Annotated in this window: 22 protein-coding genes; 17 read left to right on the forward strand and 5 right to left on the reverse strand. The window is 67.6% G+C overall.

All coding sequences use genetic code 11. From position 1 onward, the window contains the following. Positions 1-117 precede the first annotated feature (117 nt). A complete protein-coding gene (locus tag ASE66_RS02555) occupies positions 118-2,016 on the reverse strand; it encodes a TRAP transporter large permease subunit (protein WP_057187994.1) in 1,899 nt (632 codons plus the stop codon). Between the two features lie 192 nt (positions 2,017-2,208). Between ASE66_RS02555 and ASE66_RS02560 the strand changes: the two genes are divergently transcribed. From ASE66_RS02560 to ASE66_RS02570, 3 genes are read left to right on the forward strand one after another with little or no spacing between them, the layout of a single operon-like run. Beyond that, positions 2,209-3,069, forward strand: coding sequence for an IclR family transcriptional regulator (locus tag ASE66_RS02560; RefSeq protein WP_057187995.1), 861 nt, complete (start codon positions 2,209-2,211; stop codon positions 3,067-3,069). Beyond that, positions 3,066-4,706, forward strand: a complete 1,641-nt coding sequence (locus tag ASE66_RS02565) for an acyl-CoA synthetase (RefSeq protein WP_156411995.1) — start codon at positions 3,066-3,068, stop codon at positions 4,704-4,706. The genes ASE66_RS02560 and ASE66_RS02565 overlap by 4 nt, the downstream gene beginning before the upstream one ends. Beyond that, entirely contained in the window at positions 4,703-5,560 is an 858-nt protein-coding gene (locus ASE66_RS02570; RefSeq protein ID WP_057187996.1) for a PCC domain-containing protein, read from the forward strand. The genes ASE66_RS02565 and ASE66_RS02570 overlap by 4 nt, the downstream gene beginning before the upstream one ends. 113 nt (positions 5,561-5,673) lie before the next feature. Here the strand turns inward: ASE66_RS02570 and ASE66_RS02575 are convergent, their stop codons facing one another. The 3 genes from ASE66_RS02575 to ASE66_RS02585 are packed head-to-tail and all read right to left on the reverse strand — an operon-like array spanning position 5,674 to position 9,121. Beyond that, the gene (locus ASE66_RS02575) at positions 5,674-6,036 is read right to left on the reverse strand and encodes a RidA family protein (RefSeq protein WP_057187997.1); all 363 of its coding nucleotides are present in this window, start codon (positions 6,034-6,036) and stop codon (positions 5,674-5,676) included. Positions 6,037-6,038: 2 nt separating this feature from the next. Next, positions 6,039-8,375 carry a molybdopterin-dependent oxidoreductase gene (locus ASE66_RS02580; RefSeq protein ID WP_057187998.1) on the reverse strand — a complete coding sequence of 779 codons (2,337 nt, stop codon included), beginning with the start codon at positions 8,373-8,375 and terminating at the stop codon, positions 6,039-6,041. Positions 8,376-8,392: 17 nt separating this feature from the next. After that, complete coding sequence (locus tag ASE66_RS02585; RefSeq protein WP_057187999.1) at positions 8,393-9,121, reverse strand: GntR family transcriptional regulator; 729 nt, start codon at positions 9,119-9,121, stop codon at positions 8,393-8,395. A gap of 285 nt (positions 9,122-9,406) precedes the next feature. Between ASE66_RS02585 and ASE66_RS02590 the strand changes: the two genes are divergently transcribed. From ASE66_RS02590 to ASE66_RS33650, 10 genes are all read left to right on the forward strand, one after another. After that, complete coding sequence (locus ASE66_RS02590; protein WP_082613143.1) at positions 9,407-11,332, forward strand: TRAP transporter permease; 1,926 nt, start codon at positions 9,407-9,409, stop codon at positions 11,330-11,332. Beyond that, positions 11,329-12,051 (forward strand): aspartate/glutamate racemase family protein, encoded by a 723-nt coding sequence (locus tag ASE66_RS02595; protein WP_082613144.1) that lies wholly within the window; start codon positions 11,329-11,331, stop codon positions 12,049-12,051. The genes ASE66_RS02590 and ASE66_RS02595 overlap by 4 nt, the downstream gene beginning before the upstream one ends. 8 nt (positions 12,052-12,059) lie before the next feature. Beyond that, the gene (locus ASE66_RS02600) at positions 12,060-13,184 is read left to right on the forward strand and encodes an NAD(P)/FAD-dependent oxidoreductase (protein ID WP_057188001.1); all 1,125 of its coding nucleotides are present in this window, start codon (positions 12,060-12,062) and stop codon (positions 13,182-13,184) included. Continuing rightward, positions 13,159-13,470 carry a (2Fe-2S)-binding protein gene (locus ASE66_RS02605; RefSeq protein WP_057188002.1) on the forward strand — a complete coding sequence of 104 codons (312 nt, stop codon included), beginning with the start codon at positions 13,159-13,161 and terminating at the stop codon, positions 13,468-13,470. Before ASE66_RS02600 ends, ASE66_RS02605 begins: the two co-directional genes overlap by 26 nt. Further along, positions 13,467-14,861 carry an NAD(P)/FAD-dependent oxidoreductase gene (locus ASE66_RS02610; protein ID WP_057188003.1) on the forward strand — a complete coding sequence of 465 codons (1,395 nt, stop codon included), beginning with the start codon at positions 13,467-13,469 and terminating at the stop codon, positions 14,859-14,861. Before ASE66_RS02605 ends, ASE66_RS02610 begins: the two co-directional genes overlap by 4 nt. Beyond that, positions 14,858-15,253: a carboxymuconolactone decarboxylase family protein gene (locus ASE66_RS02615; protein ID WP_057188004.1), complete on the forward strand. Its 396-nt coding sequence runs from the start codon at positions 14,858-14,860 to the stop codon at positions 15,251-15,253. Before ASE66_RS02610 ends, ASE66_RS02615 begins: the two co-directional genes overlap by 4 nt. Positions 15,254-15,261: 8 nt before the next feature. Beyond that, positions 15,262-15,963, forward strand: a complete 702-nt coding sequence (locus tag ASE66_RS02620; protein ID WP_057188005.1) for a hypothetical protein — start codon at positions 15,262-15,264, stop codon at positions 15,961-15,963. A 34-nt stretch (positions 15,964-15,997) separates the two neighbouring features. Continuing rightward, on the forward strand, positions 15,998-16,981 hold the full coding sequence (locus ASE66_RS02625) for a TAXI family TRAP transporter solute-binding subunit (RefSeq protein ID WP_057188006.1): 984 nt from the start codon (positions 15,998-16,000) through the stop codon (positions 16,979-16,981). 130 nt (positions 16,982-17,111) lie between these two features. Further along, the gene (locus ASE66_RS02630) at positions 17,112-17,321 is read left to right on the forward strand and encodes a hypothetical protein (RefSeq protein WP_057188007.1); all 210 of its coding nucleotides are present in this window, start codon (positions 17,112-17,114) and stop codon (positions 17,319-17,321) included. A 135-nt stretch (positions 17,322-17,456) separates the two neighbouring features. Continuing rightward, positions 17,457-17,588, forward strand: a complete 132-nt coding sequence (locus ASE66_RS33650) for a hypothetical protein (protein WP_274532923.1) — start codon at positions 17,457-17,459, stop codon at positions 17,586-17,588. Positions 17,589-17,634: 46 nt separating this feature from the next. On the opposite strand, the gene ASE66_RS02635 is transcribed toward ASE66_RS33650, so the two are convergent. After that, positions 17,635-17,922 carry a hypothetical protein gene (locus ASE66_RS02635; protein ID WP_200964536.1) on the reverse strand — a complete coding sequence of 96 codons (288 nt, stop codon included), beginning with the start codon at positions 17,920-17,922 and terminating at the stop codon, positions 17,635-17,637. Positions 17,923-18,072: 150 nt separating this feature from the next. Between ASE66_RS02635 and ASE66_RS02640 the strand changes: the two genes are divergently transcribed. The 4 genes from ASE66_RS02640 (at position 18,073) to ASE66_RS02655 (ending at position 22,537) form a co-directional block, all read left to right on the forward strand. After that, entirely contained in the window at positions 18,073-18,654 is a 582-nt protein-coding gene (locus ASE66_RS02640; RefSeq protein WP_057188009.1) for an ANTAR domain-containing response regulator, read from the forward strand. Continuing rightward, positions 18,651-19,700: a CmpA/NrtA family ABC transporter substrate-binding protein gene (locus ASE66_RS02645; RefSeq protein ID WP_057188010.1), complete on the forward strand. Its 1,050-nt coding sequence runs from the start codon at positions 18,651-18,653 to the stop codon at positions 19,698-19,700. The genes ASE66_RS02640 and ASE66_RS02645 overlap by 4 nt, the downstream gene beginning before the upstream one ends. A 302-nt stretch (positions 19,701-20,002) precedes the next feature. Beyond that, positions 20,003-21,322 (forward strand): CmpA/NrtA family ABC transporter substrate-binding protein, encoded by a 1,320-nt coding sequence (locus ASE66_RS02650; RefSeq protein ID WP_057188011.1) that lies wholly within the window; start codon positions 20,003-20,005, stop codon positions 21,320-21,322. Between the two features lie 3 nt (positions 21,323-21,325). Then, positions 21,326-22,537, forward strand: coding sequence for an NAD(P)/FAD-dependent oxidoreductase (locus tag ASE66_RS02655; RefSeq protein ID WP_057188012.1), 1,212 nt, complete (start codon positions 21,326-21,328; stop codon positions 22,535-22,537).

The raw sequence follows: 22,537 nt of genomic DNA on the forward strand, positions 1-22,537 counted from the left end.
TGTCAGCGCGTCTTCGTTCGGATGCGCAAAGGCGTTTTGGTCATGCTGGCGCGGGTTTTCGCCATCCGGCAATCGACGGGCGCGACGGGGGGCCATGATGGAGCGACATGGCGCGCCTCACAGGAACATCGTCGAGAAGGACGGCACATAGGCGATGATGGCGAGGCCGGCGAGCAGGGCCAGCAGATAGGGCCAGATCGCGCCCATCGCCTCGTCCGGTTCAACATTGCCGATCTTGCAGGCGATGTAGAAGCCGATGCCGACCGGCGGCGTCATGAGGCCGATGTTCATCGCGGTGACGACGACCATCGAATAATGGATGTCGTTGATGCCGAGGCTCTTGGCGATCGGGAACATCAGCGGCGCCATCAGCACGATCGCCGGCAGACCCTCGAGCACGCAGCCGAGGATCATGAAGACCACGATCGTCACCGCCATGAAGCTGATCCAGCCGCCGGGCAGATGCGACATCGCGGTCGCAAGATCGCGGGCGAAGCCAGTCTGGGTCAGCGCCCAGGCCATCGCCGAGGCGGTGCCGAGGATCATCAGGATCGCGCCGGAGAGCGCCGCGGTCTCGACCAGCATGCCGTAGAAGGTGCGCCAGCTGATGCCGCCATAGAGGACGATGCCGACGATCAGCGCGTAGAGCACGGCGATGGTCGAGACCTCGGTCGCGGTGGCGACGCCGCCGCCGACGGCGCTGCGGATCAGGAAAGGCAGAACAAGCGCGGGGGCGGCGACCAGCGCCGTCTTCCAGATCACCGCGAAGGGCGCGCGGCGCACGCCCTTCAGCATCTCGCCCCGCGCCTTCCAGCGCGCCAGCACGGCGAGCACGATCAGGAGCACGCTCGCGACGACGAGGCCGTTGGTGAAGAGCCCGGCAATCGAGACGCCGGCGACCGAGCCGAGCACGATCAGCACGATCGAGGGCGGCACGGTCTCGGCCATGGCGGCACCGGTCGAAAGCAGCGCGATCAGCTCCTTGGGCTGGTAGCCGCGTCGCTTCATCTCCGGGAACAGCGCCGGCGCCACCGTCGCCATGTCGGAGACTTTTGAGCCGGAGATGCCGGAGACCAGGAAAAGCGAGCCGAGCAGCACATAGGACATGCCGGCGCGGACATGGCCCAGCAGCGAGGCGAGGAAATCGACGATCGCCTTGCCCATGCCGGTGGCGTCGAGCACGCAGCCGAGCAGCACGAAGATCGGCACCGACAGCAGGATCAGGCTCGACATGCCCTCGTCCATGCGCCCGATCATCACGAAGATCGGCACCGTGGTGCTGAAGGACAGGAAGCAGAGCGCGCCCAACCCGAAGCAGAAGGCGATCGGGATGCCGGCGACGAGGCAGAGGCCGACGACGCCGAGCAGGAAGATGGCGATGTTGGCGTAGCCCAGCGTCTTGAACACCGGCGTCAGCAGGAAGAAGGCCGCCGCGACGACGCCGATCACCGCCGCCGAAATCAGCAGGTCGCGCAACGTGCAGGTTCTGACGGCATAGGTCAGCACCAACGCCAGCATGGCGATGATGCCGAAGGCGATGGCGGAGACGCGGTAGCTCGAGGGTATGTTGAGCGCCGCCGAGGTGACGTAGGATTCCTCGATGACATAGTCGATCGCCGGCCAGGTCATTACCGCGAGGAAGGTCGCGACCGCGAGCAGGCCGAAGGCGTGGACGAGACCGCGCAGGCGCTCCGGCAGCATGCCGACGAACAAGGTCAGGCGCAGATGCTCGTTGCGGTCGATCGCGATGGCGGCGCCCAGCATGGCGAGCCAGAGGAAGCAGATCGAGGCGGCTTCGTCGATCCAGACCACCGGAATCGAGAGCACATAGCGCGAGGTCACGCCTGCGAGCAGCAGGGCGACGATGGCGACGAGCAGAAGCGCGGCGACGACCTCGAGCGGGCGAACCAGCGCCGAGCCGACGCGCTTCGGGGTGTGATCGAGGCTTTCCAGAACCGCGGCGACGCCATCGCTGGCTTGCGGGCCGACGGCTGCGCTCGTCCTTGCTTCGGCCATTCGGGCCGCTCCTCCCACCCCGCCCGTCATGCCGGCTTCGCCGATCCAACAGGTCCATATTATGGCGAGTAAACTCGCGCGTTCCGGCTGGAACATACACGGATCGGCTGTTGTTGCAATCGCCAGCCCAGGCATCTACACCTTTAAAGCAGATAGAGAGGTCCGCATCATGGACCCAATACGGCGGAGGAAATGCAGCCCGATTCCGTGCCGACGCCCGATCTGTCAGGCTCGCAAAGCGTCGACCGCGCTTTGCGATTGCTGGCGCTCGTCGGACGTGAGAGCGCGTCGGGCCTGCCGCTCAGCGAACTCGTCGAGGACAGCGGGCTGAACAAGCCGACCGTTCGGCGCCTGCTGCTGGCGCTGATGCGGGCCGGGCTGGTCGAGCAGGAGGAGCGCAGCCGGCGCTACCATCTCGGCGAGGAGGCTTTCGTGCTCGGCTTGCTTTCCGGCCAGCGCCACGGGCTGCTCGACCTTGCCATGGAGAGCCTGCGCACCCTCTCCGACACGACGCAGGACAGCAGCTTCTTCTCGATCCGGCGCGACCGCTTCGTCATCTGCCTGCACCGCGAGGAAGGGACCTGGCCGGTGCGAACCCATGCCTTGCAGGCCGGCGACCAGCACCCGCTCGGGGTCGGCGCGGGCTCGCTCGCCATGCTGGCAGCCCTGCCCGATGCGGAAGCCGCATCGATGATCGAAGCCAATCGCGCCATCCTCGACGCGCGCTACCCGGCCTATGCGCCGGCGCAGCTCAAGGCCGAGATCGCCCTCACCCGGCGCCAGGGCTTTGCCCTCAATCCTGGCCACATCGTCGCCAGTTCCTGGGGCGTTGGCGTGCCCGTGCATTATCCCGACGGGCGCGTCGCGGGCGCGCTCAGCATTGCCGCGATCGATTCGCGCATGCAGCCGCAGCGGCAAGAGGAACTCGCCGAGCTGCTGCGCCATGAGGCGCGGCAGGTCGAGCACAGGATCGCCGCCATGCTCGACCGGCGGCAGGCGCAGCCGAAGCCGCTAGTGCAACACGAGATCAGGACAGCGGAGACGACGCCATGACGACGAGCGCAGCGGGCGCCGGCCCGGTGGGCGGGCTGAAACCCGTGACGACGCGGGTGATGAACCTCGCGCATTTCCTGACGCGCAATGCGCGCCGCTTCGGCGACAGGCCCGGGCTGATCTGGGGCGAGCGGCAATGGACGTGGAGCGAGCTCGACGCCGCCGCGCACGCGCTCTCCGCCGCGCTCGCTGCCCGCGGCATCGGCAAGGGCGACCGCATCCTCGTCCACTCGAAGAACTGCGACGAGATGTTCGTCTCGATGTTCGCCGCCTTCCGGCTGGGCGCGGTCTGGGTGCCGACCAATTTCCGGCTGATGCCGGACGAGGTCGCCTATCTCGCGACCTCCTCGGGCGCCAAGGCCTTCCTCTGCCATGGCCACTTCCCCGATCATGCGCAGGCGGTCGCCGGGGAGAGCGAGACGCTGCAGTTCACCTGGCGGATCGGCGCGGGCAGCTTCGGCGAGACGACGCTGACCGAGGCGATCGCCGCGCATCAGGGCAGCCACGTCCCGGACGCCGTCGTCGATCGTGACGATCCCTGCTGGTTCTTCTTCACCTCCGGCACGACCGGGCGCTCCAAGGCGGCGGTGCTGACCCATGGCCAGATGGGCTTTGTGGTGACCAACCATCTCGCCGACCTCGTACCGGGCTCGACCGAGCAGGACGCTTCGCTCGTGGTCGCGCCGCTCTCGCATGGCGCCGGCGTGCATCAGCTCGTGCTGTCGGCCCGCGGCGCGCCGACGATCCTGCTGCCGACCGAGCGCTTCGACATCGACGAGGCCTTCCGGCTGATCGAAAAGCACCGCGTCACCAACATCTTCACCGTGCCGACCATCCTGAAGATGCTGGTCGAGCACCCGGCCGTCGACCAGCACGATCATTCCAGCCTGCGCCATGTCATCTATGCCGGCGCGCCGATGTATCGCGAGGACCAGAAGACGGCGCTCGCCAAGCTCGGCAAGGTGCTGGTGCAGTATTTCGGCCTCGGCGAGGTCACCGGCAACATCACCGTGCTGCCGACCTATCTGCACGCGGAAGAGGACGGGCCGGCGGCCCGCATCGGCAGCTGCGGCGTCGAGCGCACCGGCATCCAGGTTGCGATCCAGAACGATGACGGCGAGGAACTCAAGCCCTTCGAGACCGGCGAGATCTGCGTGATCGGCCCGGCCGTCTTCGTCGGCTATTACGAGAACCCGGAGGCCAATGCGAAATCCTTCCGCGATGGCTGGTTCCGCACCGGCGATCTTGGCCATATGGACGAGCAAGGCTTCGTCTACATCACCGGCCGCGCCTCCGACATGTACATCTCCGGCGGCTCGAACATCTATCCGCGCGAGATCGAGGAGAAAATCCTGACCCATCCGGCGATCGCGGAAGCCGCCGTGCTCGGCGTGCCCGATGCGGTCTGGGGCGAGATCGGCGTCGCCGTCTGCGTCGCGCGCGGTCATGTCGATGAAAATGAGCTGGCAAACTATCTTGCCGAGAAGATCCCGCGCTACAAGATGCCCAAGCGCTTCTTCTTCTTCGAGGAGTTGCCGAAATCGGGCTATGGCAAGGTGCCGAAGCGCCTCGTCCGCGACGAACTGGAGAAGCGCGGTCTGCTCGATTTCGTCCGCGCCCCGGGAGGCTCAGCGTGAGGACGATTCAGCAGCCGGGACCGGCCGAGCCCGAGCGCATCCAATGGCGCGAAGCGCGCGGCCGCAAGCTCACGCTGGAGCTGAAGCCCGGCCTGCTGCTCGATGCGATCGCAAGCGCCTTCGCCGCGCAGGGCTTCTCCAGCGGCGTGCTGCGGCTGCCGGTCGGGCTTCCGCTCGCGCCCTTCGCCTATGTCATGCCGGCGCTGTCGGCGACGCCGGAGCATGCAGCCTTCTACAGCGAGACCTTCCGGCCGGAGGGCGTGAGCCGGATCGAGACCGGAGCGCTGACCTTCGGCGCGCGCGACGGGGCGCCGTTCTTCCATGGCCATGCGCTCTGGCGCGAGGCGGACGGCCGGCACAATGGCGGGCATATCCTGCCGGACCAGAGCTTCCTGGCAGAACCGCTCAGCGTCGATGCGGTCGGATTGGAGGGCGCCGGCTTCGTCGCCGGTCATGACCCGGAGACCAATTTCAAGCTGTTCATGCCGGCCGAGCGGCCAAGTGGCGGTGCGGACGCCGGCGGCCGCTTCTTCGTGCTGCGGCTGCGGCCGAACCGCGATGTATTCACTGCGCTGGAAGCGTTCTGCGCCGAGCGCGGCATCGCGCAGGCGATCATCCATGGCGGCGTCGGCTCGACGATCGGCGCCCGCTTTGCCGACGGACGCGTCATCGAGCCCTTCGCTACCGAAATCGCGATCACCGCCGGCCACGTCGCCCCCGGCGCCGACGGCAAGCCGGAAGCGGCGCTCGCGATCGCGCTGGTCGACTATACCGGCGACATGGCGCAAGGCGCGCTCGCACGCGGCGACAATCCGGTGCTGATGACGCTGGAGCTGGTGCTGGAGGCGAGCTAGAGCATTTGCGAACGAAGCGGACACCGGTTCGCGTGAAGAAAATGTGATAAAACAAAGAGCTAGAGCATTTCCACTATTCGAAGAAACGCGGAAATGCTCTAGCGGCCGCGCCGTCACTGTGCGGCGGTCAGGATGATCTCGACCTTGATCCCAGGATCGGCCATCTCGACCACGCCGCAGCAGCGGGCCGGAGCGTGGTCGGGATCGATCCAGCGGTCCCAGACCGCGTTCATCCCGGCATAATCGGCAATGTCCTTGAGCCAGATCGTGGCGCTGAGGACCTTGCGGCGCTCGCTGCCGCCCTCGGCCAAGAGCTTGTCGATGCGGGCCAGTGCTTCCTGCGTCTGCTGGCCGATGTCGCCGCTGAAATCGTCGGCGACCTGGCCTGCGAAATGCAGCGTGCCGTTATGGACGACGACGCGGCTGCGGCGGCCATTGGAATCGATGCGGCGGATCTCGGTCGTCGGCACGGCCATCCTCATTCAGGGTTCTTCACGCCCGCCGGCAGGATTGCCGGCGGCGCATAGCTGGTGATCTCGGGCAGCGGCCCGCGATGCGCTTCGATCTCGACGAGGCAGGAATGGGCGCTCGGCCCCTGCCCCAGGCGCGAGGTGCCGCGATCGGGCGTCAGCACGTTCGGGTTGCCGTGCTTGTCGAGCGTGCCCGGCCTGCCAGGCTCGAGCGGATCGAACCAGGCGCCAGTCGAGAGCTGCACCACGCCGGGGCGCAGCGCGTCCGAAACGCGCAAGCCGGCGAGGCAGGCGCCGCGCTCGTTGAAGATCCGGACGACGTCGCCATCGTTCAGGCCTCGGCTTGCCGCGTCCCGCGGGTGCATGCGCACCGGCTCGCGCCCGGCGATCTTGCTGTCGCGGGCGTGGCTGCCATGGTCGTACTGGCTGTGCAGCTTGGTGACGGGCTGGTTCGAGATCAGATGCAGCGGAAAACGCTCCGCCGCGGCTGCGCCCAGCCATTCCTGCGAGGGCAGCCAGGCCGCATGGCCCAGGCAATCCGCGTAGTCGAAACTCGCGATCCGCTCGGAGAAGAGCTCGATCAGCCCGGATGGCGTCGCGAGCCGATGTGCCAGCGGATCGGCCCGAAAATCGGCCAGCAGCGGCTCCACGTTTTCCGGCTCCGGCAGCAGGGTCACGCCCTGGCGCCAGAAGCTGTCGAAATCGGGAATGTCGAGATTGGCCGCGGCGATGCGCTGGCGCGCCAGCCCGTAGAGCTGGCGCAGCCAGCTCTCCTCGTCGCGTCCCTCAGTGAAGGCCTCCTCGACGCTGAGCCGCGCTGCGAGACCGGAGAAGATCGTGTAGTCGTCGCGCGCCTCGCCGGCCGGCTCCACCGCCTTGTGCGAAGCCGCCAGCATCAGGTCGCGATTGGCGCAGACGATGTCGTTGCGCTCGAGCTGGGTGGTGACGGGCAGGACGATGTCGGCATGGCGGGCGGTCGCCGTCCACCAGGGCTCATGCACGATGATCGTCTGCGGCCTCTGCCAGGCACCGACCAGGCGGTTCAGGTCCTGATGGTGGTGAAACGGATTGCCGCCGGCCCAGTAGACCAGCTTGATGTCGGGGTAGACCCGGCGCTCGCCGTTGAAGTCGTAGGCGCCGCCGGGATCGAGCAGCATGTCGGCGATGCGCGCGACGGGAATGAAGTCGGCGATCGGATTGTCGCCCTGCGACAGCGATGGCCAAGTGATCTCCTGCGCGGCGTTGCCGACACCGTTGACCGAGCCGTAGCCGAAGCCGAACCCGCCGCCCGGCAGGCCGATCTGCCCGAGCATGGAGGCGAGCGTGATCGCCATCCAGTAGGGCTGTTCGCCATGGTCGGCGCGCTGCAGCGACCAGGACATCATGATGAAGGTCCGCTTCGCCGCCATCTTGCGTGCGAGCGTGCGGATGTCGTCGGCCGGGATCTCGCAGAGCGCTGCTGCCCAGTCCGCCGTCTTGGGCGTGCCGTCGGCAGCGCCGGTCAGATAGGCCTCGACCTTGTCGAAGCCGGTGGTGCAGCGCGCCAGGAAGCGGTGATCGTGCAGGCCTTCGCTGAGCAGCGTGTGGCAGAGGCCGAGCATGAGCGCGACATCCGATTGCGGACGCGGCGCCCACCATTGCGCGCCGGCTTCCAGTGCGGTGTCATCGCGGATCGGGCTGATCGAGACCAGTTCAGCGCCCTCATTGCGGCAGGCGAAGATGCTCTCGCGCAGCGCGTGGCGGCTGAGCCCGCCGGAGGAGACCTGCGCATTCTTCGGCGAGGCACCGCCGAACATCACGATCAGTTCGGCGTGGCCCGCCAACAACCGCCAGGGCGTATGGCCGCTGGCGAGGCCCCGGCGATCTCCGATCACATGCGGCAGGATCGTGTCGGCGGCGGCGAAGGAGTAGTTCTGGACCGAGCGCGTATAGCCGCCGATCGTGTTGAGGAAGCGGTGGACCTGGCTCTGCGCATGGTGGAAGCGCCCGGCGCTGGCCCAGCCATAGGAACCGCCATAGATCGCGCCGTTGCCATGGCTGCTGCGTACCCTGTCAAGCTCGCCTGCGACCAGCGCCAGCGCCTCGTCCCAACCGATCTCGACGAAGGGCTCGCTGCCGCGTCCCTCCCCACCTGCGGCATGGCCCCGCTCCAGAAAAGAGCGCCGCACCGCCGGTCGCAGGATGCGCGCCGGAGCCGTACGCGCCTCCAGCATCACTGACGCGATCGGCGATGGATCGGGATCGGCCTCGAAAGGGTCGAGCGCGACCGGGCGCCCCGCCTCCATCCGTACCCGATAGGTGCCCCAATGCGTCGCCAGCGTCGGTCGGTCGGGCTGCGGCAGCATCGTCGTCCTCCCGCGCCCTAGAGGGCTGCCGGGGCGGGCGCAGCGACTGCGCTCACCTGCCGGGCCTCGAGCATGTCAAGCGCCCGCCAGGCGCTGGAGAAATGCTCGACCAGCAACCGGCCGAGCAGCGCACCATCGCGCTTGTCGAGCGCCTCGATGATCGCCTCGTGCTGGTTGCTGACGAAGGTCCAGTCCTTCTGCTGCATGATCGCGAGATAGCGCACGCGATGCAGGCGCAGATTGAGCTGGCCGTGCACCTCGATCAGCGAGGCGTTGCGCGACGCCCCGATGATGCCGAGGTGAAAGGCCTGGTTGGCGCGAAAATAGGCCAGCTTGTCGCGCCGCTCGAAGGCCCCGACCATCTCCTGGTGCCAGCGGTGGGCGGCATCGATATCATCCTGCACGGCACGCTCGCAGGCCATCTGGCCGCCAAGGCCCTCCATGGTCGAGTAGACCCGCAGCAGATCGCGCAGCTCTTCCACGCCCGGATTGGCGACTGTCGCGCCGCGGTTCGGGTGAAGGTCGACGAGCCGCTCGACCGCGAGGATCTTCAGGGCGTCGCGCAAGGGCGTCCGCGACACGGCGAGCTCCACCGACAGAGGCTGCTCGCGGACGCGCTCGCCCGGCTTCAGCTCGTCATGGATGATGAGTTCGCGCAGATGGGCTGCGATCTGCTGGGGCAGCGGCTGGGCCGCGACACGTCGCACCGAAGCTTCCAGCATCGGCAGGCTGAACGGCACCGTCACGCTTCCGCCTCCATTCCCGCGTCGCTCCCGGCATCCGCGATTCCCTGCAAGATCATACTCACTCTCCAGGCAACCGGGAGTTGTCCGCCTGAACGGACGATCCGTTCGGTGCGGAGAAATTTTTTCCGAAAATTGCGCGTCAAAGAGAATTGACGACACGAAACTTAGCTGTCTTGATTATTGCATGCAATCGACAAAAGCGGGGACACGTCAAGTCCGACGTTCCGCCCCAGGCTCCGGTCGACGCATATCCGGCATAGCGGCTGCGCTCGGGGGCAACGAACGATGCGGCGGATAGACGGAATTCCAGGTGTCCTTCTCGGCCTGTGGTCGGTGGCCGCGGTGCTGGTCCATCTCTACTTCGCCGGCACCGGCTATCCCGAGCCGTTGGAGCTCGCGGCGATCCATCTGGCGCTGTTCGTGCCGCCGGTCTTCCTGCTCTTCCCCGCAAGCGAGCATTCGCCGAAGAACCGACCGAGCGCCCTCGACCTCGTGCTGGCGATCTGCGCCTTCGTGCCGAACGTCTACATCTACCTGAACCAGGAACAGATCTACGAGCGCACCAGCTTCATCGATCCGTTGACGCCGGTGCAGTACGTGCTCGGCACGATCATGGTCGCGACCGTGGTCGAGGCGACGCGCCGCTCGATCTCCTACACGCTCGCCAGCCTCGTCGTCGCGGTGATCGGCTACATGGCGATCTGCCATCTCCTGCCGGGCGCCTGGTATTATCGCGAGCTGCCCTTCGCCCACATCACCGAGATCAATTTCCTCTCGGTCGGCAGCGGCCTCTACGGCTCGCTGACGGTGATGAGTGCGACCATCGTCGCCTCCTTCCTGATCTTCGGCTCGCTGATGCAGGCGAGTGGCATGAGCCGGCTCTTCGGCAATTTCGGCGCCCTCACCGGCGGGCGCTTCACTGGCGGGCCGGCAAAGGTCGCGGTGATCTCCTCGGCGCTGTTCGGCACGATGAGCGGCTCGTCGGTGGCCAATGTCGTGGTCACCGGCTCGATGTCGATCCCGCTGATGAAGCGGCTCGGCTTCCGGCCGGTCTTCGCCGCCGGCATCGAGGCGGCGGCGAGCGTCGGCGGGCCGCTGGTGCCACCGGTGATGGGCGCGGCCGCCTTCATCATGTCGGAGATGATCGCCGTGCCCTATTCGGCGATCATCGTCGCGGCGGCGATGGGCGCGGCGCTCTACTACGTCAACATCCTCGCGGCGGTTCACTACGAGTCGAAGAAGCTCGGCATCGGCGCGATCCCGCGCCACATGCTGCCCAGCCTGTCGGACCTCGGGCGCGACGCCCATCTCGTCCTGCCGCTCGCCGTGCTGGTGACGCTGATGATGATGCGCTTTTCGCCCTATCTCGCCGCCTTCTGGGGCACGATCGCGACGGTCGTGGTTGCCGCCCTGCGCAGTCATACCCGCCTGGGGCCGCGCGAGCTCTTCATCGCGCTGCGCGATGGCGGCTACCTGATCTCGATGATCGCGGTCGCGGTGACCTCGGCCGGCATCATCACGGCGGCACTGACCGCGACCGGCCTGCTGCTCGCCTTCACCGGCATGATCAAGGCGGCGGCCGGCGGCTCGCTGCTGCTGCTGGCGCTATTGATCGCCGGCACCTGCCTGTTCCTCGGCGTCGGCATCCCGACGACGCCCGCCTACATCATCACCGCCGCGATCGGCGCACCGCTCATCGCCGAGCACGGCGTGCCGCTGATCGCGATCCACCTGTTCATCTTCTACTTCGCCGTCCTCGCCGACGCCTCGCCGCCGGTCGCGCCGGTGGCCGATGCGGCGGCGACCATCGCCGGCGCCCCGCCGATGACGACCGGCTGGTATGCCTGCCGCTTCGCCCTCGGCGGCTTCGTCACCGGCATGGCCTATATCTACGAGCCGGGCCTGATCCTCGAGGGCTCGCTGTTCAATATCGTCGCGACGGCCAGCGCGCTCGCGACCGGGCTGGTGCTGATCTCGGCCGGCCTCGTCGGCTACACCTGGGGGCCGCTGCCCGCCTGGCTGCGCCTGGCCTATGTCACCGCCGGCAGCCTGTGCTCGCTCGCTTACGTCGTGCCGGTCTGGCAGCGCGGGCTCGCCGGCATCGCCCTGGTCGGCGCCACCATCCTGATGAGCCGCATCGCGATCGCGCGCGGCACTGCGCCCGCGCTCAAGCCGGCGCTGGTCAGCCCTGCCGAAGGAGAACTGCGTTGAACGAGCGGAAGAAGACCTATTACGGGGTGAGCGTCGGCATCCTGATGGTGCGCTCCTATTTCGAGCGCTTCCTCGGCGATATCGGTCATGCCGGCACCTGGGACTTCCCGGTGCAATACCGCATCGTCCATGACGCGATCCCGGCGCGGATGACCGACCTGCACAATGTCGACCTGCTCGACAAGTTCAAGGCGGCGGCGCAGGAGCTGATCGACGCCGGCGTCGACGGCATCACCACCACCTGCGGCTTCCTCTCGATCTACCAGCGCGAGCTCGCCGAGTTCTGCTCCGTGCCGGTCGCGACCAGCGCTTTGCTGCAGGTGCCGATGGTCGAGCGCCTGATCCCGGCCTCGAAGCGCGTCGGCGTCCTGACCTACAACGCGGCCTCGCTGAGCGGGCGCTATTTCGAAGGCGTCGGCGTCGCCGCCGATACCCCGGTCGTCGGCATGCCCCAGGATAGCGAGTTCGTCCGTTCCATCCGCGACGGCGACAACAGCGTGCCCTTCGACACCTTGCGCGCCGAGGTGCTGGAGGCGGCCGGCCGCCTGCTGCGCGAGAACCCGAATATCGGCGCGATCGTCTCCGAATGCACCAATCTAACACCGTACAGCGCCGACATCGCCGATAAGTTCGGCGTGCCGGTCTACGACGCGGTCTCGCTGGTGAACTGGTTCCACGCCGGGTTGCGGCCACGCCGCTTCCGGCAGGACGAGCGCTGAGACGCGCCATGGCAGCGGGAACCGAGATCGCGATCGTCGGAGGCGGGCTGGTTGGCGCCGCGATCGGGCTCGGTCTCGTGCGCGGCGGGGCTAGCGTCGCACTCTATGACGAAGGCGATGTCGCGCACCGCGCCGCCCGCGGCAATCTCGGCAATGTCTGGGTGCAGGGCAAAGGGCTGGCGAGCCCGCCCTATGCCGAGCTGACCCGTCGTGCCGCCTTGGCCTGGCGCGACTTCGCCGCCGAGCTGACCGACGAGACCGGCATCGACCTGCGCTTCCGGCAGGACGGCGCCTTCTTCTGCTGCTTCACGCCCGAGGAACTCGACAAGCGCGCCGGCCAGCTCGAGGCGGCCGAGGCACGCTCGCAGATTCCGAGCGGGTATTCGCGCGCGCGCCTCGCCGATATGCGGGCCGATTTCCCGATGATCGGCTCCGGCGTCGCCGGCGCGACCTTCTGCAGACTCGACGGCATGGTCGATCCGCTGCGCCTGCTGCGCGCCCTGCTCGCCGCCTTCCAGAAGCGCGGCGGGCGCTACCTGCCGCGCGCCCGCGTCGAAACCATCGCGCCGGAGGCCGGAGGTTTTCGTATTCTCAGCGCCTCCGGCGCAAGCCATGCCGACCGCCTCGTGCTCGCGGCCGGACTCGGCAATGCGCGATTGGCGCCGCAGCTCGGGCTGGAGGCGCCGGTGCGGCCGGTGCGCGGCCAGATCCTGATCACCGAGAAGCTGCGCCCCTTCATGCCGCGCGGCATCAGCTTCATCCGCCAGACCGCCGATGGCGGGCTGATCTGCGGCGAATCCTCCGAGGAAGCCGGCTTCGAGGAAGCGACGACGCGCAACGTGCTGCAGGACACGGCGCGGCGCGCCACCACCGTCTTCCCCTTCCTGCGCGATGTCCGCGCCGTGCGGGCCTGGGGCGCACTCCGGGTAATGAGCCCGGACGGGCAGCCGATCTACCAGCGCTCGGCCAGCCATCCGCAGGCCTTCCTGACCTCGGTCCATAGCGGGGTCACGCTCGCCCCGTTCCATGCCGGCCCGCTCGCCGACGCCATCCGCGCCGGTGCCTTGCCTGATGATATCGCCCTGCCCTTTTCCCCGGCCCGCTTCCATGTTCAAGCAACTCGCGCAGCCTGACCGGCCTCTGGTCGGTATCGTCCTCTCCGGTCGCGCCGTCAGCGCGCCCGAGGGCGAGATGCTGGCCGCCGTGCTGCTGAGGGAGGGCTTCGGACCGTTCCGCACCACGCCGGTGGGCGGGCGCGAACGCGCCGCCTATTGCATGATGGGCGTCTGCTTCGACTGCCTCGTCACCATCGACGGCCGGCCGAACCGCCAGGCCTGCCAGGAGCGCGTCCGCGCCGGCATCTCAGTCGAAGCGCAGCAGGGCGCGGCCCTTCTCCCCGTCGGCGGGAGCAAGGCATGAGCGCGAGCGTCGATCTCGCCATCATCGGCGCGGGGCCGGCCGGCATGGCCGCCGCCATCACCGCCCGCCGGCATGGGCTTGTGGTCGCGGTGATCGACGAGCAGCCGGCTCCGGGCGGGCAGATCTTCCGAGCCGTCACCGATCCGGCCCCCCTCCCTGCTTCCGTGCTCGGCCCCGACTACCATGCCGGACGGACGCTGGCGGAGCGCTTCCTCGCCTGCGGCGCCGATTACCGGCCGGGCTCGCTGGTCTGGCAGGAGGAAAAGGGCACGCTCGACCTCACCGGACCCGACGGCCAGCAGAGTCTCACAGCGAAGCGGATCATCGTCGCGGGCGGGGCGATGGAACGCCCCTTCCCTATTCCCGGCTGGACGCTGCCCGGCGTGATGACGGCCGGTGCGGCTCAGATTCTGCTCAAGACCGCGGCCAGCGCCGCGCCCGGCGCCGTCTTCGCCGGCAGCGGGCCGCTGATCTATCTCATCGTCGCGCAATATGCGCGCGCCGGCGTCCCCGTCGCCGCGCTTCTCGACACGACGCCGCGTGGTGCGCGGCTGAAGGCGCTGCGCCATCTGCCGGGCGCGCTGATGGCGCCGTCCTATCTGCGCAAGGGCTTTAGCCTGCTGGCGGAGATCAGACGCGCCGGCATCCGCGTCATCAGCCATGTCGAAGCGCTGCGGCTCGAGGGCGAGAGCGCCGTCCGCAGCGTGCGTTGGCAGGCTGGCGCCGCGCGCGGCGAGATCGCAACCGGGACGGTCTTCCTGCACCAGGGCGTGATCCCCAACGTCAATCTCGCCATGGCGCTCGGCTGCCGCCATGTTTTCGACGAGAGCCAGCGCTGCTGGCGACCGGAGCGTGATCGCTGGGGCCGCTCAAGCCGCAACGACATCCTGATCGCCGGCGATGCCGGCGGCATTCTCGGCGCATCCTGCGCAGAGCTTACCGGCGAGATCGCGGCGCTCGCGACTTGCGCCGATCTCGGCTGCCTATCGCAGGACGCCGCGGAGCGTGCCGCCGCGCCGGTTTTCCACAAGCTGCGCCACGAAAGCGCGATCCGCCCCTTCCTCGAAGCGCTCTATCGGCCAGCGCCGCAATTCCTCGCCCCAAGCGACGACGACACGCTCGTCTGCCGCTGCGAGGAGGTGACGCGTGGGGCGGTCGCGGCGGCCGTCGCCGAGCAATGCCCGGGGCCGAACCAGCTCAAGGCCTTCACGCGCGCAGGCATGGGTCCCTGCCAGGGACGCATGTGCGGCCACAGCCTCGGCGAGACGATGGCGGCCCTGACCGGCCGCTCGCCAGCCGAGCTCGGCTATCTGCGCATCCGCATGCCGGTGAAACCGGTGACGCTCGGCGACATGGCCGGGCCAACCGAAGAAGAGAGGAACGCAGCATGAGCAGCAGGCCGAAGCCGGTCTCCTATGAGGAGGCCTCGCCCGAAGCGCGCGCCGTGATCGACGACATCAAGCGCAGCCGCAACCTGCCCGATGTCAACGATTTCTGGAAATACCTTGCTCGCGATCCCAAGACGCTGAAGCGGACCTGGGAGAGCATCAAGGAGGTGATGGCGCCGGGCGCGCTCGATCCGCTGACCAAGGAGCTGGTCTATCTCGCGGTCAGCGTCACCAACAACTGCACCTATTGCATCGCCAGCCACACAGCCGCCGCCCGCAAAGCCGGGATGAGCGAGGAGATGTTCGCCGAGCTCGTCGCGGTGATCGGCATGGCCAACGAGACCAATCGGCTGGTCACCGCCTATCGCGTGCCGGTCGACCCGGCCTTCGACTGAGCCCGGCCATGACCAGCGACATCCAGGCCCGCCTCGCCGCGATCGGCACGCCGACCCTGTCGAGCCGATTGATCAAGCATGGCTTGCGTCAGAGCTATCTTACCGGCCCGCGCCGGCTGGTCGGCGGCGGCGCGCTCTGCGGCCCGGCCTTCACCCTGCGCTTCGTGCCAGCGCGCGACGACAAGGCGGTGCCGGCGAGCTATGGCTGGCCCGGGGCGTTGCCGGCTGCGATCGACGCGGCGCCGCCCGGCAGCATCGTCGTCATCGATGCGCGCGGCCATCCAGCCGCCGGCACCGTCGGCGACATCTTCGCCGACCGGCTCAGGCTCAACGGCGTCAAGGCGATCGTCAGCGACGGCGTCGTGCGCGACCTACCGGGTCTGCGCCAGGTCGGCTTGCCGGTCTGGGCCAGCGGCACCGCCTCGCCGCCCTCGATCGGCGGGCTGAGCTTTGCCGGCTGGGGCGAGCCGATCGGCTGCGGCGACGCCGCGATCTGGCCGGGAGACCTGATTGTCGCCGATGAGGACGGCGTCCTCGTCGTGCCGCCCGAACTCGCCAACGAGATCGCCGTCGACGGCGAGAAGCAGAACCGGTTCGAACTCTGGGTGCAGAAGCGCGTCGCCGCCGGCGCGCAGCTCGTCGGCCTCTACCCCGCCGACGAGAAGACGCTCGCCGAGTTCGAAGCAGACGACGCCGCCCGAACCGCCTGAACCTGTAACCTCAACCTTGATCGGAGCCTCACGGATGTCACGCTTCCTCCCGCGTCTCTCGCTGCTGGCGCTCATCGGCGCCGCCCTCGCTGCCCCGTTGCCGGCGACCGCCCAGAGCAAGAACCTCGAATGGACCTCCGGCTCGCCGGGCGGAGCCTGGTTCACCCAGACCACCGGCGTCTCGACCCTGGTCATGGAGGCGACGCCGGGGGTCAACATCCGCATCGTCCCCGGCGGCGGCAAGGACAATCCCAGCCGCATCCAGGCCGGACTCAGCCAGATCGGCATGGGTATCGACTTCCTCAGCGCCGCCGCCCTGAAGGGCGAGGAGCCCTACAAGCAGAAGCACAACAAGCTGCGCACGCTCGGCTCGACCGGCGTCGACGTCTATTTCATGGTCTATGTGCCGGTGGAGGAGAAGCGCTCGCTCGCCGAGATCCTGGCCGATCCCAAGCTCACCATCGGCGTCACCTCGGCGGCCACCTCCGAGCATCTGTCGCTGCAACGGGCGCTCGAGCACTACGGCAATTCCTTCGCCAAGATCCGCGCGGGCGGCGGCAAGGTGGTGATCTCGGCCTATGGCGAGCTGATCCAGGGCTTCAACGACAACCAGTTCAGCGTGCTCTGGACGGCAGGCGAAATTCCCTCGGGCCTCGCCAGCCAGATCGTCGATGGCCGGCGCAAGGTGAAGTTCGCCCCATTCCCGACGGAGCTGCAGAACGCCCTGACCGAGAAGTTCGGCTACTCGAAGGGCACCATCCCGGCCGGCTCCTTCCCGGAGCTGCAGAGCGGAGACATCTCCGTCTCCTCCATGGGCAACATCTATCTCGTCTCTTCGGAGCTCCCGGACGATTTCGTCTATGCGATGACCAAGGCGATCATCGCCAACAAGCCGCGCCTGGCGAACATCTACCAGGCGATGGGCCGCTACGACCCCGCCACCGCCTGGAAGACGCAGCCGGTGCCGCTGCATCCGGGTGCCGAGAAGGCCTTCCGCGAGGCCGGCGTCCTGAAATAACGGGACCATCGCCGGCGCCTTCGTCCGTTCCGGAGCGTCACATGATCGGGCTCGCGCACCCCTGCGCGGGCCCGATCAAATTATCGCCTCATGCGCCTGCTCGACTTCCTCCTTTGAAAGGAGGGTCATCATGCGCACCGTACTCGCAGCGATCGCCATCGCTCTCGCCGGCTGCAGCGGCACCGACAGCTCGCACAGCGTCGCCAGGAATCTGACTGTCGGTACCGAGCAGTGCTCGAAATTCAAATGGGGCACGCCGGAGATGGCGGCTTGCCTCGACCGCGCGGCGGAACGGCAATCGGCGACCGTGGCCAGCCCGAAGGACGCCGACAGCAGCTGACCTTGCTCCGGCGTTCGATCCCGCCCTGCACAGCCGATCATCCCGCACCTGCTCAGAAAACTTGTGCAACGCAGCAATAGTTCATATCTAACTCGTGCCTGAAGCAACCTCCCCACGTTTCGAAAGGAGCGATCCATGCTGGAACGGCACGATTGTGAGTGTGTGCTCGAGACCGAGCACGACCACGAAGACAACCACGAAGCGCAGCAGCAGGACGTCGCAGAAACGTTCTCTCCGCGCGACCACCAGGCAGGCTTCTGGAGCTAGCCGATCAAGGCAGAGCGGAGGGCGTGAAGCCCTCCGCGAGCCTCCGTCAGCGCGACGCGCGGCGCACGGAGCGCGTCACAGCGGGACCGGAGATTGCGCCCACAGTGCCGCCCACGACAGCCCCGACCGGGCCGGCGACTACGGCGCCAGTGCCGGCACCGACGGCCGCGCCGCCAATCCGCTGTTCGACGGTATTGCCGCATCCGGCGAGCAAAAGACAGGTTGCGGCCAATGCCAGCGTCGACTTGAGCATATTGACGTTCTCCAGAGATGAGTCGGCTGCGGAGCGCTCCGCTTCACCGGCTTCAAGGCAGGCCGAGTCGGGCTTTTCCATGGCAACGGCTACGCATCACGACGCCAGAGGATCGCCGGCACTCGATCCCGGCTGCCTTCTCCACATGTCACAGCATCGATTGCTGCAGCCGTGGCACGATTCCTGATTGGCCGGTCCCGGAGCGCCCCACGGGAACGACTGAAAGGCACGATGGCAAATCTGCGGATTCTCATCGTCGACGCGAACCAGGTTCGGGCCACGATCATCGAGGAAGGCCTGCGGGAAGCTGGCTATGAGCAGCTCATCCGCATCTCGGCCACGACCGGTCTGGTCGCCGCCATCGAAGCCAATGATCCCGATGTCGTGGTCATCGACCTCGAAGATCCGAGCCGCGACGCGCTGGCGGACATGTTTCTCGTCAGCCGGCATGTGCGGCGGCCGATCACGATGTTCGTCGACCAGTCGGACTCCGCCTCGATCGAGGCCGCGGTCGAGGCCGGCGTCTCCGCCTACATCGTCGACGGGCTGAAGAAGGAGCGGATGCAGGCCATCCTGCAGACCTGCATCAGCCGCTTCAACGCCTTCCGCAAGCTACGCGAAGAGCTCGACGAAGCGCGCTCCCAACTCGATGACCGCAAGACTATCGACCGCGCCAAGGGCATCGTCATGCGCTTGAAGGGCCTCTCCGAAGACGAGGCCTATGCCCTGATGCGCCGCACCGCGATGAACGAGAAGCGCAAGCTCGTCGACATCGCCCGCTCCCTCATCACCGCCGCGGAGATGCTGAAATGACGACGCTGCACTTGCGGGTCGGCTTCATGCCGCTGGTCGATGCGGCGTTGCTGGTCGCGGCCGCCGATAGCGGCATCGCCCAGGCGCACGGGCTTTCGCTCGAACTGGTGCGCGAGGTGTCCTGGTCGAACCTGCGCGACCGTCTGCATGTGCGCCTGCTCGACGCCGCGCACATGCTGGCGCCGGCGGCGATTGCCTCGACGCTCGGCATCGGCGGCGTCACTGCACCGATGGCGGCGCCGATCCTGCTGAATCTCAACGGCAATGCGCTCACCGTCTCGGCTCGCCGTTTCGAGGAGATGGCCCGTGTCGCGAACGGTGATCTGGCGGATCCAGTAGTGTCCGCGCAGGCCCTCGCGACGCTTGTCTCGGCGCGCAAGGCCTCCGGCCTGCCGCCGCTCGCCTTCGCCGCGGTCTTCGGCTTCTCCTGCCATACCTATCTGCTGCGCGACTGGATGGCGCTCGGCGGCGTTCGTCTTGGTGAGGACGTCCGGCTCGAGATCGTGCCGCCGGTCCGCACGGTCGAGGCCCTGGCAAGCGGCGAGGTCGACGGCTTCTGCGCCGGCGCGCCCTGGAACACCCTGGCGGTGGAGGCCGGCGTCGGCGCGATCCTGCATTGCGGCGTCGATCTGATGCCGGATTGCCTGGAAAAGGTGCTGGCCTGGCGCGCTGACGATGTCGAGCGCCGCAGCGAGGCGGTCGCGCGCCTGAATGCAGCCCTGATCGAAGCGAGCCACTGGGCCTCGGATGAAGCGAACTGGCCGAGCCTCGCCCGCTTGCTCGCGGCGCCCGATCGCCTTGCGGCTCCCGCTGCCCTGATCGAAGCGATCCTGCGCGGCGAGATCGTCCAGGGCGGCGGGCGGCCGATCCGTCGCGTACCGTCCTATATCCGCTTCGATGCCGCCGCGATCCACCCTGATCCCGCTCATGCCGATCTTTTGCTCGCCGCGATGGCGCGCGCCGGGCAGGTCGTAGTCACGCCGAATTTGATCGAGCGGGCACGGGCAGTCTTCGTGCCGCTCGCCCTGGAAGCGGCCACAGGGTGAAATTCTAGGCACGCCTCAAATTTGTGCAAATGCAACTGGATTGTGCGGCGCACAAAAACAGCGGGAGCACGCCGATCGCGGCGAACTGCCCAGGCAAATTGAAACAATTCAAATGCTTGCTGCTCGCCCGGGAGTTGGCACGGTCCTTGTAACGCTCGTCTCGACCGCGGCCAATGCTGCCCGCGAGCAAGTTCGAAATCGGAACGCACAGCAACGCCGCTGTCGAAGGAGCCCGGCAGGGCGCTTTCGCGCGGCGTTTTCGTTTTCGCGGACACCAAACCGTTCACGAGGAAAAGCGATCGATGACCGAGACCGTCAAGACCAAGGTGGCTGCTCTCCAGGCCGGCCCGAGCCGTCGCGATTTCCTGAACCTGACCGGGGCGGCTGCCGTGGCCGCCGCTGCCAAGCTGAGCTTTCCGAGTGGGGCTTTCGCGCAAGCCGCGGGCCCCGAGATCAAGGGCACGCGCCTCGGCTACATCGCGCTGACCGATGCGGCGCCGCTGGTGATCGCAAAGGAGAAGGGTCTCTTCGCCAAATACGGCCTGCCCGACATGGACATCGCCAAGCAGGCTTCCTGGGGCGCGACGCGCGACAACATGGCGCTCGGCTTCAAGAGCAACGGCATCGACGGCGGCCACATCCTGCGGCCCAAGACGCATCTCTACTCGACCGGCAAGGTCATGCAGAACGGCCAGCCGCTGCCGATGTACACCCTGCTCAACCTGAACCAGGACGGTCAGGCGATCTCGGTCTCCAACGAATACAAGGATCTCAACGTCCAGAAGGACGCCTCGCCGCTGAAGCAGGCCTTCGAGCGCAAGAAGGCTGCCGGCAAGGAACTGACCGCCGCCATGACCTTCCCGGGCGGCACCCACGATCTCTGGATCCGCTACTGGCTCGCCGCCGGCGGCATCGACCCCGACAGCGACATCAAGGTGATCGTCGTGCCGCCGCCGCAGATGGTGGCGAACATGAAGGTCGGCACGATGGACTGCTTCTGCGTCGGCGAGCCGTGGAACGAGCAACTCGTCAACCAGAACATCGGCTACACCGCGCTGACCACCGGCGAACTCTGGTTCAAGCACCCCGAGAAAATCCTCGGCATGCGTGCCGATTTCGTCGACGCCAATCCCAAGGCGACGCAGGCCATCCTGATGGCGGTGATGGAGGCCCAGATGTGGGCCGACAAGATGGAGAACCGCCAGGAACTCGCCGAGATCGTCGGCAAGCGGCAATGGTTCAACGTCCCGGTCAACGACATCAACAAGCGCCTGCAGGGCGACATCAACTACGGCAATGGCCGCGAGGCCAAGGGTACCAACCTCTACATGAAGTTCTGGGGTGAAGGCGGCACCGTCTCCTATCCCTGGAAGAGCCACGACACCTGGTTCGTCACCGAGAACATCCGCTGGGGCAAGTTCGACACCAACACCGACATCAAGGCGCTGGTCGACAAGACCAATCGCTCGGACCTTTGGTCGGAAGCCGCCAAGACGCTCGGTGTCGCCAATGCCGCCAGCGGCGACTCGCGGGGCGTCGAGACCTTCTTCGACGGCGTGAAGTTCGATCCGACAGCGCCGATGGACTACCTCAAGGCGCTCAAGATCAAGCGGGTCGCCTGAGCCATGGCCGAGCCGCTCGTCATCGTCGGCAAGGGCATGGCGGCGACCAAGCTGGTCGACGAGCTCAGCCAGCGCGCGCTCGGCCGCTATTCCATCGCGGTGATCGGGGCCGAGCCACGGCTCGCCTATAACCGGGTGCTGCTCTCGCCGCTGCTCGCCGGCGAGATCGGCGAGCCGGAGATCGAGCTGAAGCCCGCCGCCTGGTGGCAGGCGCGCGGCGTCTCGATGCTCTACGGCACGCCGGTCACGGCCATCGACCGGGCGGCGAAGACGGTGGCGCTGGCCGATGGCCTGACCCTGCCCTATGGCAAGCTCGTCCTCGCTACCGGCTCGCGTCCCCTGATGCCGCCGGTGCCGGGGTTCGAACTGCCGGGGGTCGCGACCTTCCGGGATGTCGCCGATGTCGCGCTGTTCCGCGCGGTTGCCGCAACCGGCGCGCGCGTCGTGGTGATCGGCGGTGGTCTGCTCGGGTTGGAGGCGGCTTACGGGCTCGCCAGGATCGGCGCCAGGGTCACGGTTCTGCACCTGGCCGACCGGTTGATGGAGCGCCAGCTCGATCGCGAGGGTGCCGGCCTGCTCGCGGCCGAGATCGCTGCGCGCGGTATCGACATAAGGTTGAACTGCACGGCCGAGCGCTTCGTCGGCACGGAGCGGGTCGAGGCCGTCGAATTGACCGACGGCAGCACCATTCCGGCCGATCTGGTCGTCGTCGCCATCGGTGTGCGTCCGCGCGTCGATCTTGCGGTCGCGGCGGGCCTCGACGTCAATCGCGGCGTCGATGTCGACGACGGCCTTGCCAGCAGCGATCCTTCGATCTTCGCCATCGGCGAATGCGCCGAGCATCGTGGCCTGGTCTATGGCCTGGTCGAGCCGGCCTATGAGCAGGCCCGTGTGCTCGCAACAAGACTTGCTAGCGGGACGGCGCGCTACACCGGCTCGCTACTGGCGACCAATCTCAAGGTCAGCGGCGTCAGCGTCTTCTCCGCCGGTTCCGTCGAACCGGCAGAGGGTGACGAAGTCCTGCTGCTGCGCGACCCCGCCATGGCGGTCTATCGCAAATTCGTGCTGCGGGACGGCCGGCTCGCCGGCTGCGTCCTCGTCGGCGACACCACCGGCGCGTTGTTCTATCTCGGCCTGATCCGCTCGCAGCAGGACATCTCGCCGATCCGCGCCGACCTGCCCTTCGGCGAAGCCTATTGCGCGAGGGCGGCCTGA

The organism is Allobosea sp. Root483D1, from assembly GCF_001429505.1.
In the GTDB taxonomy this organism is placed as follows: domain Bacteria; phylum Pseudomonadota; class Alphaproteobacteria; order Rhizobiales; family Beijerinckiaceae; genus Allobosea.

Coding starts and splice junctions, on each gene's coding strand:
- ASE66_RS02555 (WP_057187994.1), bottom strand. CDS start 2,016: ATGGCCGAAGCAAGGACGAGCGCAGCCGTCGGCCCGCAAGCCAGCGAT.
- ASE66_RS02560 (WP_057187995.1), top strand. CDS start 2,209: ATGCAGCCCGATTCCGTGCCGACGCCCGATCTGTCAGGCTCGCAAAGC.
- ASE66_RS02565 (WP_156411995.1), top strand. CDS start 3,066: ATGACGACGAGCGCAGCGGGCGCCGGCCCGGTGGGCGGGCTGAAACCC.
- ASE66_RS02575 (WP_057187997.1), bottom strand. CDS start 6,036: ATGGCCGTGCCGACGACCGAGATCCGCCGCATCGATTCCAATGGCCGC.
- ASE66_RS02580 (WP_057187998.1), bottom strand. CDS start 8,375: ATGCTGCCGCAGCCCGACCGACCGACGCTGGCGACGCATTGGGGCACC.
- ASE66_RS02590 (WP_082613143.1), top strand. CDS start 9,407: ATGCGGCGGATAGACGGAATTCCAGGTGTCCTTCTCGGCCTGTGGTCG.
- ASE66_RS02600 (WP_057188001.1), top strand. CDS start 12,060: ATGGCAGCGGGAACCGAGATCGCGATCGTCGGAGGCGGGCTGGTTGGC.
- ASE66_RS02605 (WP_057188002.1), top strand. CDS start 13,159: ATGTTCAAGCAACTCGCGCAGCCTGACCGGCCTCTGGTCGGTATCGTC.
- ASE66_RS02610 (WP_057188003.1), top strand. CDS start 13,467: ATGAGCGCGAGCGTCGATCTCGCCATCATCGGCGCGGGGCCGGCCGGC.
- ASE66_RS02615 (WP_057188004.1), top strand. CDS start 14,858: ATGAGCAGCAGGCCGAAGCCGGTCTCCTATGAGGAGGCCTCGCCCGAA.
- ASE66_RS02620 (WP_057188005.1), top strand. CDS start 15,262: ATGACCAGCGACATCCAGGCCCGCCTCGCCGCGATCGGCACGCCGACC.
- ASE66_RS02625 (WP_057188006.1), top strand. CDS start 15,998: ATGTCACGCTTCCTCCCGCGTCTCTCGCTGCTGGCGCTCATCGGCGCC.
- ASE66_RS02630 (WP_057188007.1), top strand. CDS start 17,112: ATGCGCACCGTACTCGCAGCGATCGCCATCGCTCTCGCCGGCTGCAGC.
- ASE66_RS33650 (WP_274532923.1), top strand. CDS start 17,457: ATGCTGGAACGGCACGATTGTGAGTGTGTGCTCGAGACCGAGCACGAC.
- ASE66_RS02635 (WP_200964536.1), bottom strand. CDS start 17,922: ATGGAAAAGCCCGACTCGGCCTGCCTTGAAGCCGGTGAAGCGGAGCGC.
- ASE66_RS02640 (WP_057188009.1), top strand. CDS start 18,073: ATGGCAAATCTGCGGATTCTCATCGTCGACGCGAACCAGGTTCGGGCC.
- ASE66_RS02645 (WP_057188010.1), top strand. CDS start 18,651: ATGACGACGCTGCACTTGCGGGTCGGCTTCATGCCGCTGGTCGATGCG.
- ASE66_RS02650 (WP_057188011.1), top strand. CDS start 20,003: ATGACCGAGACCGTCAAGACCAAGGTGGCTGCTCTCCAGGCCGGCCCG.
- ASE66_RS02655 (WP_057188012.1), top strand. CDS start 21,326: ATGGCCGAGCCGCTCGTCATCGTCGGCAAGGGCATGGCGGCGACCAAG.